The organism is Delftia sp. WSY_16 (assembly GCF_043104415.1).
Lineage (GTDB): Bacteria > Pseudomonadota > Gammaproteobacteria > Burkholderiales > Burkholderiaceae_C > Comamonas > Comamonas tsuruhatensis.
The window spans coordinates 24758-38497 of record NZ_JBICKS010000022.1 but is presented as its reverse complement, the minus strand read 5'-3'; the positions used below and the strand labels follow the sequence as shown (position 1 = coordinate 38497).

The 13740-nt window shown below is 67.6% G+C and carries 12 protein-coding genes; 11 read left to right on the top strand and 1 reads right to left on the bottom strand.

The window, feature by feature from the left end:
- Nucleotides 1-113: 113 nt before the first annotated feature.
- The 9 genes from motA (at nucleotide 114) to ACF8O7_RS13340 (ending at nucleotide 9856) form a co-directional block, all read left to right on the top strand.
- Nucleotides 114-974: a flagellar motor stator protein MotA gene (gene motA / locus ACF8O7_RS13380; RefSeq protein WP_016449292.1), complete on the top strand. Its 861-nt coding sequence runs from the start codon at nucleotides 114-116 to the stop codon at nucleotides 972-974.
- A gap of 24 nt (nucleotides 975-998) precedes the next feature.
- On the top strand, nucleotides 999-2042 hold the full coding sequence (gene motB / locus ACF8O7_RS13375; protein ID WP_017404704.1) for a flagellar motor protein MotB: 1044 nt from the start codon (nucleotides 999-1001) through the stop codon (nucleotides 2040-2042).
- A 124-nt stretch (nucleotides 2043-2166) separates the two neighbouring features.
- Complete coding sequence (gene cheY, locus ACF8O7_RS13370; RefSeq protein ID WP_012202534.1) at nucleotides 2167-2553, top strand: chemotaxis response regulator CheY; 387 nt, start codon at nucleotides 2167-2169, stop codon at nucleotides 2551-2553.
- 10 nt (nucleotides 2554-2563) lie between these two features.
- Entirely contained in the window at nucleotides 2564-3178 is a 615-nt protein-coding gene (locus tag ACF8O7_RS13365; RefSeq protein ID WP_016449290.1) for a protein phosphatase CheZ, read from the top strand.
- A gap of 206 nt (nucleotides 3179-3384) precedes the next feature.
- A complete protein-coding gene (locus ACF8O7_RS13360; protein WP_016449289.1) occupies nucleotides 3385-4557 on the top strand; it encodes a flagellar biosynthesis protein FlhB in 1173 nt (390 codons plus the stop codon).
- Complete coding sequence (gene flhA, locus ACF8O7_RS13355; RefSeq protein WP_016454350.1) at nucleotides 4554-6653, top strand: flagellar biosynthesis protein FlhA; 2100 nt, start codon at nucleotides 4554-4556, stop codon at nucleotides 6651-6653. Before ACF8O7_RS13360 ends, flhA begins: the two co-directional genes overlap by 4 nt.
- Nucleotides 6650-8263 carry a flagellar biosynthesis protein FlhF gene (gene flhF / locus ACF8O7_RS13350; RefSeq protein ID WP_016449287.1) on the top strand — a complete coding sequence of 538 codons (1614 nt, stop codon included), beginning with the start codon at nucleotides 6650-6652 and terminating at the stop codon, nucleotides 8261-8263. The genes flhA and flhF overlap by 4 nt, the downstream gene beginning before the upstream one ends.
- Nucleotides 8256-9137: a hypothetical protein gene (locus ACF8O7_RS13345; protein ID WP_126313032.1), complete on the top strand. Its 882-nt coding sequence runs from the start codon at nucleotides 8256-8258 to the stop codon at nucleotides 9135-9137. The genes flhF and ACF8O7_RS13345 overlap by 8 nt, the downstream gene beginning before the upstream one ends.
- A 5-nt stretch (nucleotides 9138-9142) precedes the next feature.
- Nucleotides 9143-9856, top strand: coding sequence for an RNA polymerase sigma factor FliA (locus ACF8O7_RS13340; RefSeq protein WP_012202528.1), 714 nt, complete (start codon nucleotides 9143-9145; stop codon nucleotides 9854-9856).
- A gap of 213 nt (nucleotides 9857-10069) precedes the next feature.
- Here ACF8O7_RS13340 and ACF8O7_RS13335 read toward each other — a convergent pair whose 3' ends face one another.
- The gene (locus tag ACF8O7_RS13335) at nucleotides 10070-11521 is read right to left on the bottom strand and encodes a PLP-dependent aminotransferase family protein (RefSeq protein WP_016449285.1); all 1452 of its coding nucleotides are present in this window, start codon (nucleotides 11519-11521) and stop codon (nucleotides 10070-10072) included.
- A 194-nt stretch (nucleotides 11522-11715) separates the two neighbouring features.
- On the opposite strand from ACF8O7_RS13335, the gene ACF8O7_RS13330 reads away from it, so the two are divergent.
- On the top strand, nucleotides 11716-12318 hold the full coding sequence (locus tag ACF8O7_RS13330) for a LysE family translocator (RefSeq protein WP_016449284.1): 603 nt from the start codon (nucleotides 11716-11718) through the stop codon (nucleotides 12316-12318).
- A gap of 234 nt (nucleotides 12319-12552) precedes the next feature.
- On the top strand, nucleotides 12553-13731 hold the full coding sequence (locus ACF8O7_RS13325) for a PLP-dependent aminotransferase family protein (protein ID WP_016449283.1): 1179 nt from the start codon (nucleotides 12553-12555) through the stop codon (nucleotides 13729-13731).
- Nucleotides 13732-13740: the final 9 nt, after the last annotated feature.

Genomic DNA, 13740 nt, shown 5'->3' with positions numbered 1-13740 from the left:
CCATGGGTTCGTCGATGGCCGCCACCCCGCCACGGCCCAGTGTCAAAACAAGCGCGCATTTCCAAGCCAGTTCCGACTTTTCCATCGGGACACCTCTGACAGAATCCACTCCCATGCTTGTCATCATCGGATACATCGTCGCCTTCGGTTGCATCTTCGGCACCTATGTGCTGCACGGGGGCAACGTCCAGGTCATTCTCAAGGCACTGCCTTTTGAAATGATCACCATTGGCGGCGGCGCCATCGGCGCCTTCATCGTGTGCAACCAGCCCAAGGTGCTCAAGGCCACGGCCAAGGCCATCCCTGGCGTGATGAAGAGTTCGCGCTACACCAAGGCCCGCTTCATGGAGCTGATGGCCCTGCTGTACGAGATTCTGCAAAAGGCCCGCAAGGAGGGCCTGATGTCCATCGAAGGCGATGTGGAGGCACCCAACGAGTCGCCCATCTTCACCAAGTACCCCGAGCTGCTGGCGGACCACCATGTGGTGGAGTTCCTGACCGACTATCTGCGCATGATGGTGTCGGGCAATCTCAATTCCCACGAGATCGAGTCGCTGATGGACAGCGAGATCGAGGCCCACCACGCCGAGGCCCATGCCCCCGTCAACGCACTGACCCGCCTGGCCGGCGCCCTGCCCGCCTTCGGGATCATTGCCGCCGTGCTCGGTGTGGTGAACACCATGGGCTCGGTGGGCCAGCCTCCTTCGGTGCTGGGCGGCATGATCGCCTCGGCCCTGGTCGGTACCTTCCTGGGCATCTTGCTGGCCTATGCGCTGGTGGAGCCCATGGCCGGCCTGGTGGAGCAGCGCGCCCAGGACGCCGCCAAGGAACTGGAGTGCATCAAGACCACCTTGCTGGCCAGCATGCAGGGCTACAACCCCGCCACCGCCATCGAGTTCGGCCGCAAGGTGCTGTTCTCTACCGAACGCCCCGGTTTCCTGGAACTGGAAACCCACGTCAAGGGCAAGAAGTAATCCTGCACCCAGCAGCGTCAAGCCATGGCAGAGAAAAAGTTACAGCCGATCATCATCAAGCGCGTCAAGAAGACTGCGCATGCGCCCCACGGCGGCGCCTGGAAGATCGCCTACGCCGACTTCGTGACCGCGATGATGGCCTTCTTCCTGCTGATGTGGCTGCTGGGCTCCACGGCCAAGGGCGAGCTGCAGGGCATCGCGGCGTATTTTTCCTCGCCGCTGAAGGTGGCGATGGCCGGCGGCGATGGCGCAGGCAACAGCTCCAGCGTGATTCCCGGCGGCGGCAACGACCTGGCCAAGGTGCACGGCCAGGTACGGCGCTCCGAGGCGGCCGACAGCTCCAACCGGCGCACCAGCGTCGATTCGGGCCGCGCCGATCAGGCCCAGGTGGACTCCAACCGCATCAAGGCACTCAAGGCCAAGGTGGACGCGATGATCACCAGCAATGCGCGCCTGAACGAATTCCGTTCTCAGATCCGCACCGACGTGACGCCCGACGGCCTGCAGATCCAGATCGTGGACGAGCAAAACCGCCCCATGTTCGACAGCGGCAGCGCCCTGGTCAAACCGTATATGCGCGACATCCTGCGCGAGGTGGGCGCGGCGCTGGCAGGCGCGGAAAACCGCATCAGCCTGTCCGGTCACACCGACGCGGCCCCTTACGGCAATGCCGACCGCGGCTACAGCAACTGGGAGCTGTCGGCCGACCGCGCCAACGCCTCGCGCCGCGAGCTGGTGGCCGCCGGCATGCCCCTGAACCAGCTGGCACGCATCACGGGCCTGGCCAGCAGCGACCTGCTGCTGCCCGACGATCCGCGCGCGCCCCAGAACCGGCGCATCACCATCACCGTGCTCACGCAGGAGGCCGAAAAGCGCCTGCTGGGCCACCGTGGGCCCGTGACGCGCAACGCCTTGCCGCCGTCATTGGCCGGCGGCAACGGCGGCACCGCGAATGCAGCCACAGCCGAAGCCACGGCCGGCGAGACTGCCGCGCAGCCCGCTGCCGCCGCGCCCGCAGCCGCAGCCGCCCCTTCGGCGCCCGCGTCACCTGATCGTGTAACAAATTAAGGTTTGAGCCCGATGCTGCCGAAAAGCAGGAAAATTCCCACATTGCGCCAAGAAGGTTTCATATTGTTACCATCGCGGCGGATTCTTACCAGTACCGAGCACCTACCGACCGAAAGGGCCTCACGTGGCTAATGCCCTGCGTTTTTTGATCGTTGACGACTTCTCCACCATGCGGCGCATCGTGCGCAATCTGCTCAAGGAGAGCGGCTTTCCCGAAGCCGATGAAGCCGAAGACGGCGTCGTGGCACTGCACAAGCTGCGCAACAGCAAGTTCGATTTCGTGGTGACGGACATCAACATGCCGAACATGAACGGCTTCCAGCTGCTCACCGAAATCAAGCAGGACGACAAACTCAAGCACCTTCCCGTGCTGATGGTGACGGCCGAGGCCCGCAAGGAGGACATCGTGGCAGCGGCCCAGGGCGGTGCGGCAGGCTACATCGTCAAGCCCTTCACCAAGGCCACGCTGGAAGAGAAAGTCAACCTGATCCTCAAAAAGCTGGGCCTGTAGGGCGCGCGCCATGAGCAACCCGGATGTCCCCGACAGCGTCCACTACAAGGTAGGCGTTCTCACGCGCCAGCTGCATGACTCGCTCAACGAGCTGGGCTATGCGGACCGATTGCGCGGCAGCATGGGAGAGCTGCCGGATGCGCAAAGCCGCCTTTCCTACATTGCGCGGCTGACCGGAGAGGCCGCCGAGAAGGTCCTCAACCGTGTCGAGCTGGCCAAGAGCCAGCAGGACCGGCTGGCCGAGCGCGTGCGCGCCATGCGCGCGCAGCTGGTCGAGGATCCCGTGGCGGCCGTGGCCAAGGGCCGGGTGATGAACTTCCTCGAAGAGGTCGAGCAGGACACGCAGCAGGCCGATGAGCACCTCACCGAGATCATGATGTCCCAGGACTTCCACGATCTCACGGGCCAGGTCATCGCCCGCGTGGTGTCGCTGGCTGCCGACCTGGAGGACCAGCTGGTGCAGCTGCTCATCCAGACCTCGCCCAACCCGCAGCAGACGGCGCTGGAGCCGCTGGAAAAGCCCAAGGAGCACCTGGCCGGCCCCGTGGTCGATCCCGAGAAGACACCCGATGTGGTGACTTCACAGTCCCAGGTGGACGATCTGCTGGCCAGCCTGGGGTTCTGACACACCCCGGGGCGCCATGCGCCTTTGCATTTGCATTTGCATTTGCACGGCAACCCTTCCCGCTGCGGGGCAAGGGTTTGCCGGCATACCGCTGCCTGCCGCACCACACCCCAGACAGCGCATAAGCGCCGCTTGAGCCCTGCTTATCGGGGCTTCGCCCATCCGGCTTGTTCCGACAATGACGCAAATCCTTCCGTCATTGCGCCATGGACTCCAGCCAAGACAAAAACCTGCCAGCCACCGAACGCAAACTGCAGAAAACGCGTTCTGACGGCCAGGGTGCGCGCTCCCGGGACCTGTCCCACCTGGCCATCCTGGGCACGGGCGCGCTGATGATGCTGATGGGCGCCGAGCCCCTGATCCAGCACCTGCGCATGGCGCTGGCCCAGCAACTGGCGTTCGACGCGCACACGGCCAAGACCCCGGCCCTGATGATGGAGCGCATGCTGTCCATGGGCAGCCTGGGCCTGAAGATTTCCCTGGGCGTTGCCGCCGTGACCACGGCCGCGGCCGTGCTGTCGGGCATGCTGGCCGGCGGCTGGATCCTGAGCCTCAAGCCCATACAGCCGCAGTTCAACCGCCTCAACCCGCTGTCGGGCCTGACCAATCTGTTTTCCAAGCAGCAGATGGTGACCGTGGCCAAGATGGTGGCGATGACGGCCATCCTCTCCTTCGTGGCCTGGAAGTTCCTGAGCAGCCACATCGCCGAGATCGCCGCCATCTCCTCCCAGCCTTCGGCCATGGCGCTGACCATGACCGGGCAGTGGCTGGCCAGCGGCGTGGCCCTGCTGCTGCTGGTGGTGTTCCTGATGGCCGTGATCGACGTGCCGCTGCAGGCCTACCTGTTCAAGTCGCGCCTGAAGATGAGCCACGAGGAAGTCAAGCAGGAGCACAAGGAGTCCGACGGCAACCCGCAGATCAAGAGCAAGATCCGCCAGAAGCAGCGCGAGATCGCCGACCGTGCCAGCGTCAACGCCGTGCCGCGCGCCGACTTCGTGGTCACCAACCCCACGCACTATGCCGTGGCGCTGCGCTACGACGAAAAGACCATGGCCGCCCCGCAGGTCATCTCCAAGGGCACGGACCTGGTGGCGCTGAAGATCCGCGAGGTCGCGGGCGCCCACAAGATACCGGTGCTCGAATCCCCGATGCTGGCGCGCGCCCTGTACGCGCACGCCGACCTGGACCAGGCCATTCCCGCCGCGCTGTACACGGCCGTGGCCCAGGTCCTGGCCTATGTCTACCGCCTGAAGGCCGCGCTGCGCGGCGAAGGCCCCATGCCTGGCGATCTCGGCGAACCCGCCGTGCCCGCCGAACTCGATCCGCACCAGGGCCGCCGCGCGCCCGCCGCCGCGACCACTGAAGGTACTGCTCCATGACGACGAATCCGCTCCAATCCCTGCAATCGATGTGGTCGGGCGAGAACACCAGGTTCGCCCAGGGCCTGATGGCGCCGCTGCTGGTGGTGGCCATCCTGGCGCTGATGGTGCTGCCGATTCCGCCGTGGCTGCTGGACACGTTCTTCACGCTGAACATTGCCGTGGCGCTGATGGTGATGATGGTGGCGGCCTACATGATCCGGCCGCTGGACTTTGCGGCCTTCCCCTCGGTGCTGCTGCTGACCACGCTGATGCGCCTGTCGCTGAACGTGGCCTCCACCCGCGTGGTGCTGCTGGAAGGCCACACCGGCCCCGGAGCGGCCGGTGCGGTGATCGAGGCCTTCGGCCACTTCCTGATCGGCGGCAACTTCGCGGTCGGCCTGATCGTGTTCGCCATCCTGGTGGTGATCAACTTCGTGGTGATCACCAAGGGTGCCGAGCGTATCGCCGAAGTCTCGGCCCGCTTCACCCTGGACGCCATGCCCGGCAAGCAGATGGCCGTGGATGCCGACCTGAACGCCGGCCTGATCGACGAAAAGGAAGCCAAGCGCCGCCGCGCCGAGGTGCAGGAGGAAGCCAACTTCTTCGGCTCCATGGACGGTGCCAGCAAGTTCGTGCGCGGCGACGCGGTCGCCGGCATCCTGATCCTGGTGATCAACATCATCGGCGGCTTCGCCATCGGCATGATCCAGCACGGCCTGTCGGCCGGCCAGGCCGCCGACAGCTACATCCTGCTGGCCGTGGGCGATGCGCTGGTCGCACAGATCCCCGGCCTGCTGATCTCGGTGGCCGCGGCCATGGTGATCTCGCGCGTGGGCAAGGAAACCGACATGGGCCAGCAGATCGCGCAGCAGCTGTTCATGTCGCCCAAGGTGCTGGGCATCACGGCCGGCGTGCTGGGCCTGCTGGGTGTCATTCCGGGCATGCCCCACGTCGTGTTCCTGAGCACGGGCGCACTGCTGGGCTGGCTGGCCTGGATGCTCTCGCGCCGCCAGCAGGAACGCGCCGCCCAGCAAACCCAGGCCCCCGCCCCCGTGGCCGCGCCCAGCGACGGCGAAGCCACCTGGGACGACCTGCAGCCCGTGGACCTGCTGGGCCTGGAGCTGGGCTACCGCCTGATCACCCTGGTGGACAAGGGCCGCCAGGGCGACCTGCTGACCCGCATCAAGGGCGTGCGCCGCAAGTTCGCACAGGAAGTGGGCTTTCTGCCCCCGGCCGTGCATGTGCGCGACAACCTGGAGCTCAAGCCCAGCGCCTACCGCATCACCCTGCGCGGCGTGATGGTGGGCGAGGGCGAGGCCTTCCCCGGCATGTTCCTGGCCATCAATCCGGGCGGCATCAGCACCCCGCTGATCGGCACCCAGACCACCGACCCGGCCTTCGGCCTGCCCGCCCACTGGATCGACGAACGCCAGAAGGAAGCGGCACAAATGGCAGGCTTTACCGTGGTTGATTCGGAAACCGTGATGGCCACCCATTTGTCACACTTGATGCAAGTGCATGCCGCCAAGCTGATCAGCCGTACCGAGACGCAGCAGTTGGTGGAGCATGTGGCCAAGCTGGCTCCCAAGTTGATCGAAGAAGTCATTCCGAAAATGGTGTCCATCACGACGTTCCAGAAAGTGCTCCAGCTGCTGCTGGAGGACTCGGTGCACGTCCGCGACATCCGCACCATCATCGAGACGCTGGCCGAGCACTCCTCGACCACCCAGGACCCCGTCGAGCTGGCCCGCCGCGTGCGCATTGCGCTGTCGCCGTCCATCGTCCAGCAGATCTACGGCCCGACCCGCGAGCTGAACGTCATCGCCATCGAGCCCGGACTCGAGCGCCTGCTGGTGCAGGCCCTGTCCAACCCCGGCGCCCCCTCACTGGATCCCGGCGTGGCCGAGATCCTCACCCAGAAGGCGGCCGACATGGCCAACCAGCAAGAAGAGCTGGGCCTGCCTGCCTGCCTGCTGGTCCCCGATTCCATCCGCAACTCCATTGCCCGCCTGGTGCGCCGCGTGGCGCCGCGTCTGCAGGTTCTCGCCCACAGCGAGATCCCCGAGACGCACACCATCCGCATCGGCTCGATTCTTAAAGGTGCATCCGCATGAACATCAAACGCTTCTACGCCCCTACCTCCCGCGAGGCCCTGGCCAAGGCGCGCATGGCTTTCGGAGCGGGCACCCTGATCCTGTCCAACCGCAGCACGCCCGACGGCGTCGAGGTCATGGCCACGGCCGAGGACACGCTGGAGCACAGCAAGGCCGCCGCCAGCAGCACGCCGCTGCAGCAAGCCATCGAACGCCGCTCGGCCGAGGAGACCACGGGCCTGCGTCCCCAGCTGCAGGCCCAGCTGATCCAGGCGCATACGCAGCCGCGCACGGCACAGCAGGCTTCGCCGGCGCCCTCACAGGCGGCTTCGCTGGCAGCCTCGCTGTCGGCAGATGGTGCCGAGCCCGCCGGCCTGCGCCAGAGCGTGCAGGAAGACACCGAGCAACTGGCCATGAGCACCCTGTCCTTCCAGGACTACGTGCGCGAACGCATGCTGCGCCGCCGTCACGAGGCCGGCGTCGACGAGCCCCTGCCCAGCTTTGCCCAGCGCCGCAGCCTGGGCGACGCCCTGCGCGAAGCGCCGGCCGCCGCGCCCATGGCCGCACAGCAGCCGTTCAAGGCACAGCCCGCGCCTTCCGTGGCCCGCCACAATCCGCTGCGCGCCAGCGCCGAGGCGCCGCTGCGCGAGCCCCTGCGCAGCGAACCCGCTCCAGCCATGGCCTCCCAGGCGCTGCGCGATGAGCTGCAGTCCGTGCGCGACCTGATCGAAGAGCGCTTCAACACCCTGACCTGGCTGGGCCAGACGCGCCAGAACCCCATCCACGCCAATCTCACGCACAAGCTGATCCGCGCGGGCTACTCCCCCGTGCTGGCCCGCGCCCTGGTCGAGCACATGCCCCAGGACCTGTCCGCCGGCGACGCCGTGCGCTGGCTGATGCAGGTGCTGGAACGCAATCTGCGCACCGACGCCGGCCAGGAGCCGCTGTACGAGCAAGGCGGCGTCTTCGCCCTGGTGGGCTCCACCGGCGTGGGCAAGACCACGACCACGGCCAAGCTGGCGGCCCTGTGCGCGGCCAAGTACGGCGCCTCCAGCGTCGGCCTGATCACCCTGGACACCTACCGCGTCGGCGCCCACGACCAGCTGCGCTCCTACGGCCGCATGCTGGGCATGGTCGCCCACCTGGCCCATGACCGCGCCGCGCTGCAGGACCTGCTGGGCCTGCTGGCCAACAAGCAGCTGGTGCTGATCGACACCACGGGCGTGGCCCCGCGCGATCCGCGCAAGGACGAAATCCTGGACCTGCTGGACCTGCCCGGCGTGCAAAAGCTGCTGGCCGTGAACGCGGCCGGCCAGGGCGATGCGCTGGACGATGTGATGCAGGCCTTCAAGGCACGCGGCTCCAGCCAGGCCATCCTCACCAAGGTGGACGAGGCCGTGAAGCTGGGCCCCTCGGTGGACACGCTGATCCGCCACCAGATGCAGCTGCGCGGCGTGACCAACGGCCAGCGCGTGCCCGAAGACTGGGAGCGCGCCGATGCGCAGCAGCTGGTCTCCGCCTCCATGCGCGCCTCCACCCGCTCGGCCTTCGATCCCAAGGCGCTGGACCTGGACTTCTTCTTCACCCCGTCCAGCCCCAGCACCATGGACAGCGAGGTCAGCCATGCTTGAGACCTTCCCCCAACTGCACCAGGGCCTGGGCCTGCACGGCCAGCCCGGCGCCGCAGCACCGTCCAGCCTGCGTGTGCTGGCCATGCTGCGCGACACGGCGGCCGACCCTGAAGGCCAGTCCGAGCAATCCCTGCTGTGGCCGGTCTGCGCCAGCCTGCAGCGCCTGGGCATGCCCGTCCTGGTGCTCGATGCCAGCCAGGGCGAGGCGGCCGACGCGCCTGGCCTGGCCCAGCTGCTGCAGCAAAGCGCCTGGCAGGCCCGTACCGGCCTGCACCCCGACCCCCGCCACAGCTCGGTGGCCGTGCTGCCTGCCCGCCAGGGCCTGGAGCTGCTGCCCCTGCAGGCACGGCAAGCCGGCATGACGCCCATGCAATGGCTGCAGCGCCATGTGCGCGGCTATGCCATCGTCATGCTGTATGCCGATGCCGACACGCTGGCCCGCAATCTGCCCGGCCAGGCCGTGCACCCGCTGATGGTGCTGCCCGAACACGGTCCCCGCGTGCTGGGCTGCTACCGCCAGCTCAAGCAGCTGGCCGTGCATGCCGGCCTGCGCTGCCTGCTGGCGCCGCTGCTGCCCGGCGCTAACCCCGTGGATGTGACCAGCTACGATTGGCGCCGCGGACAGACCGGTGCCCGCAGCCAGGCCGAGGATGCGCAACGGCGCCAGTCACAGATCGACGCGCTGCTGCGCTGCGCACAGCGCCATCTGGGCCACGCGCCCGGGCTGCTGCCCGTGCGCCTGCACCATGCACCGGACCTGCAGCGCCTGGCGCTGCAGTTGCTCAACCATGCGGGCAGCGTATTGCCGCATGGCGGCCAGGACCTGGCCGCCGGCTACGCACCGCTGCCTGCATCCCATGCCTGGAGCCACTGACTGCCATGTACACCGCCAAAGGCCAACTCGACCGCGATGCACTGATCCGTCGGCACGTACCCCTGGTACGCCGGATCGCGCTGCACATGATCGCCAAGCTGCCTCCCAATGTGGAGCTTGATGATCTGATACAGGTCGGAATGATCGGCCTGGCCGAAGCCCTGTCCCGCTTCGAGAGCGAGCAGGGCGTGCAATTCGAGACCTTCGCCAGCCAGCGCATCCGCGGCGCCATGCTCGATGAACTGCGCGAGGGCGACTGGATGAGCCGCAGCTCGCGCAAGAGCCAGAAGGACATAGAGCACGCGCTGCACCGCCTGGAGCAGCGCCTGGGACGCACCCCGCTGGAGTCCGAGATCGCCGACGAGCTGGGCATGGACCTGGACGACTACCAGTCGCTGCTGGGCAAGGTGCGCGGCACGCAGCTGGTCTACCTGGAAGACATGTCAGGCGGCGACGAGGGCGAGGACTTCCTCGAACGCCACGTGGCCGACAGCGGCGCCGACCCCTTTGCGCTGCTGCGCGACCACCGCCTGCGCGTGGCCCTGGTCGAAGCCATCAAGGCCCTGCCCGAGCGCGAGCAGTACATCATGGGCATGTACTACGAGCACGACATGAACCTCAAGGAAATCGCCGCCGTGCTGGGCGTGACCGAATCGCGTGTGTGCCAGCTGCACAGCCAGGCAATTGCGCGCCTGCGTACGAAGATGCGGGCGCACTGAAAGCTCCCCCTGAGCCGCTGCGCGGCTTCCCCCTCTCTACCCGCTTCGCGGGGGAGGGGGACGACACCCTCGCGGCGGGGCGGCCCTTGCTCGGTGTCCCTCGCTTTGGGCCTCGTGGGTTTTTTGCGCTGCTGGTCTGATCTATGTTTGCGGGTCGATACAGTCTTCCCCGCCTTCCGCCCCCTCCCCCTCTCCTCTCTCCCATTCCCTTTTCTATGCGCTGCCGCGCATGGCCTGGACTTCGCGTTCGAAGATGCGCCAGAAGGCGGGTTCCTGCGTGGTGGCGAAGTTGATGCGCATGCAGGTGCTGGGCTGGCGGCCGGCGTGGAACATGGAGCCGGGGGCGATGAAGTAGCCGGCGTCCAGCAGGCGCTGGGCCAGGGTTTCGGTGTCCACGCCGGTGTCCACCCAGCCGAACATGCCGGCCGGCTCGGCCGCGAAGCGGGCTCCGGCCTGCTGGGCCAGTGCCACGCTGCGCATGCGGGCCTGGGCCAGGTGCTGGCGCAGGCGCTCGGCATGGCGGCGCAGCTGGCCCTGGTCCATGCAGTGGGCCAGGGCGCGTTCCGTCAGTGCGGGGGTGGTCAGCGTGGACAGCAGCTTGGTGTCCACCAGGCGCTCCACCAGCGCAGGCGGCGGCGCCAGATAGCCAACGCGCCAGTTGGGCGCCAGCAGCTTGGCGAAGCCGCTCACGTAGATGCTGTGGCCCAGGCGGTCCAGCACGGTCATGCGTGCGGCGTGGTCGGGCGCGATCTCGCCATAGGTATCGTCCTCCACCACGTAGAAGCCGAATCGCCGCGCCAGCTGCAGCACCTCGTGGGCGCTGGCCGGCGACAGGCTGTAGCCGGTGGGGTTGTGCAGCACGCTCACGCTGACGTAGAGCTTGGGCGCGCAGCTTTCGCAGTAGCGCTGCATCACGGCCAGGTCCGGCCCGTCGGGGCCGCGCGGCACGGGCAGCACGCGCATGCCCAGCGATGCCAGGCGCGCGAACTCCACGGCCCAGCCGGGCTCCTCCACCATCACCGGATCGCCCGGCTGCAGCAGGGCCCGGCTGACCACGTCCAGTCCATGCGTTGCGCCCATGGTGGTGATGATGTGCTGCGGCGCCGCCGCAATGCCCAGGCGCGCCAGGCGCCGCGACAGCGCCTCGCGCAGGCTGATGTCGCCCAGCGGGTCGCCATAGCCCACGCAGGAGTCGTGCAGGGATTTTCCCGAGCAGGCCTTGCGCATGGCAGCGGCCAGAAAGCCTGCCTCCAGCCATTGGGCCGGCAGCACGCCCGCGCCGGGCTGGGGCCTGCCGCCCACGCTCTGGTGGAACATGCCGCGCACCAGCATGGAGGCATTGATGCGCGTTCCCTTGGGCGCGCCGGTGGCCTCGTCCGCAGGCGCGGCGCGGGCCTGTTCGGACTGCAGCAGCGGTGCGTCCTGCACGAAATCGCGCACGAAAAAGCCGCTTTGCGGCCGCGCCTCGACCAGGCCCTGGGCCTGCAGCAGGTCATAGGCGGCCACCACCGTGTGCGTGCTCACGCCCTGCTGGCGCGCGCATTCGCGCACCGAGGGCAGGCGTGCGCCCGCCGGCAGCAGGCGCATGCGGATGCGCTCTCCCAGGCGTTCGGCCAGCTGGGTGCTCAGGGTCTGCGGCGCCAGCCGCGAAAGGGGAACGGGCATGAGAGGGTCACCAAAACGTCACTGTATCGGGATGGGCGCCGATACAGAACATGCAATTGAGGGTTCAACTGTATTGGTACTGTACAGGTCTTGCACCTATATTGCAGGCATTCGTGCTGCGGAGCAGGCCTGCCGTGCCCTCCTCCCCAACAGCCCCTTGCCGCCTGTATGGAGACCTCCGGGGCCACCGCCTCATGCCACCGTCCGAACTCACCGCCTTGCTGCTGCTCGCCGCTTCCATGAGCTTCAGCCCCGGCCCCAACACCACGCTGTCCACGGCCCTGGCCGCCAACCACGGCCTGCGCCCGGCGCTGCGCTTCGTCCTGGCCGTGCCCGTGGGCTGGTGCTTGCTGCTGGTGCTGAGCACGGCCGGCGTGGGCGCGGCGATCGTGGCGGCACCGCTGCTGCTGTGGCTGGTCAAGGCCGCCGGCATCGGCTACCTGCTGTGGATGGCCTGGCGCCTGAGCCGCAGCGCACAGATGGCGTCACTGCAATCGCAGCAGCAGCTGCAGGTGGGTTTCTGGCAGGGCGTGGGATTGCAATTCGTGAACATCAAGGCCTGGCTGCTGGCCCTGGCCATCGTGGCCGGCTGGCTGGCGGGGCACGACGACCTGAGCGAGCGCCTGTCCGTGGTGCTGCCCGTCATGGCCGCCTATGCCTTCTCCAGCAATCTGCTGTATGCCTGCGTGGGCGCACTGCTGCGCCACTGGCTGGCCCAGGGACGCAGGCTGCTGTGGTTCAACCGTGCCATGGCGGCCATGCTGGCGCTGACGGCGATGTGGATGGTGGCCGCATGAGGGTCTGCCATCCACACCCAAGCAAAGGCCGTACTGGCCTGCCCAGCTATTGAAGGGAGGATGCGCAGACCCTTCACGGCCGCGACAAAATACCCTCATTGCCGGCGCAAGAGCGAAAGCACCATCCGCACTGCGCTCTTCACATGCGGCCGGCCCGTGCCCCACGACGGCATGGCAACCCATACCAGCCCGCCCGCATGGCGGGCACCGCAAAGACCTGGAACTGCTTTTTTTATGACGACCTGGACGCTGGCAGACCGTGCTGCCAAGATGAACCCCTCCGCCATCCGCGAAATCCTCAAGCTCACCGACCGTCCCGGCATCATCAGCATGGCGGGCGGCCTGCCCTCGCCGCTGGCCTTCCCGCTGGACGCGTTCACCCAGGCCTGCCAGACCGTGATGCAGCGCGATGGCGCAGCGGCCCTGCAATACGCCACCAGCGAAGGCTTCGCGCCCCTGCGCCAGGCCGTGGCCGACTTCCTGCCCTGGGAAGTGGACCCCGACCAGGTGCTGATCACCACGGGCTCGCAGCAGGCGCTGGACCTGATCGGCAAGGTCTTCCTGGACCGCGGCAGCCGCATGCTGGTCGAAAAGCCCACCTACCTGGGCGCGCTGCAGGCCTTTGCGCCGCAGGAACCGATTCCCGTGGGCGTGGACAGCGATGACGACGGCATCCTCGTCGAGGACTTCGCCGCCAAGGCCGGCACCGGCGCCGACAAGGCCCGCCTGGCCTACGTGCTGCCCAACTTCCAGAACCCCACCGGCCGCACCATGGCCGAGGCACGCCGCCAGGCCCTGGTGGACAAGGCGCGTGAACTCGACATCCCGCTGATCGAGGACAACCCCTATGGCGACCTGTGGTTCGAGCAGCCCCCTGCCCTGCCGCTGGCCGCGCGCAACCCCGAAGGCGTGATCTACCTGGGCTCGTTTTCCAAGGTGCTGGCCCCGGGCCTGCGCATCGGCTTCCTGGTGGCGCCCAAGTCCGTCTACAACAAGCTGCTGCAGGCCAAGCAGGCGGCCGACCTGCACACGCCCGGCTTCAACCAGCGCGTGGTCTCCGAGGTCATCAAGGACGGCTTCCTGGACCGCCATGTGCCCACCATCCGCGCCATGTACAAGCGCCAGCGCGACGCCATGCTGGCCGCGCTGGAACGCGAGATGGCCGGCCTGGACGTGCAGTGGACCCGTCCCGTGGGCGGCATGTTCCTGTGGGTTCGCCTGCCCAAGGGCATGGATGCGCAAAAGCTGCTGCCCGCCGCCGTGGAACGCGGCACGGCCTTCGTGCCCGGCGCGCCGTTCTACGCGGACGAGCCCCAGGCCAACACGCTGCGCCTGTCGTACGTGACCGTGTCGGCCGAGCAGATCGACAAGGGCATCGCCGCCCTGGCTGCCGCCATCCGCTCCACGATGTAAACCACCCCC

Bases quoted from the DNA above. Each gene is read 5' to 3' on its own strand.
- ACF8O7_RS13325 (WP_016449283.1), top strand. From the start codon at position 12,553: ATGACGACCTGGACGCTGGCAGACCGTGCTGCCAAGATGAACCCCTCC.
- ACF8O7_RS13360 (WP_016449289.1), top strand. From the start codon at position 3,385: ATGGACTCCAGCCAAGACAAAAACCTGCCAGCCACCGAACGCAAACTG.
- ACF8O7_RS13365 (WP_016449290.1), top strand. From the start codon at position 2,564: ATGAGCAACCCGGATGTCCCCGACAGCGTCCACTACAAGGTAGGCGTT.
- ACF8O7_RS13335 (WP_016449285.1), bottom strand. From the start codon at position 11,521: ATGCCCGTTCCCCTTTCGCGGCTGGCGCCGCAGACCCTGAGCACCCAG.
- motB (WP_017404704.1), top strand. From the start codon at position 999: ATGGCAGAGAAAAAGTTACAGCCGATCATCATCAAGCGCGTCAAGAAG.
- ACF8O7_RS13340 (WP_012202528.1), top strand. From the start codon at position 9,143: ATGTACACCGCCAAAGGCCAACTCGACCGCGATGCACTGATCCGTCGG.
- flhA (WP_016454350.1), top strand. From the start codon at position 4,554: ATGACGACGAATCCGCTCCAATCCCTGCAATCGATGTGGTCGGGCGAG.
- ACF8O7_RS13345 (WP_126313032.1), top strand. From the start codon at position 8,256: ATGCTTGAGACCTTCCCCCAACTGCACCAGGGCCTGGGCCTGCACGGC.
- ACF8O7_RS13330 (WP_016449284.1), top strand. From the start codon at position 11,716: ATGCCACCGTCCGAACTCACCGCCTTGCTGCTGCTCGCCGCTTCCATG.
- flhF (WP_016449287.1), top strand. From the start codon at position 6,650: ATGAACATCAAACGCTTCTACGCCCCTACCTCCCGCGAGGCCCTGGCC.
- motA (WP_016449292.1), top strand. From the start codon at position 114: ATGCTTGTCATCATCGGATACATCGTCGCCTTCGGTTGCATCTTCGGC.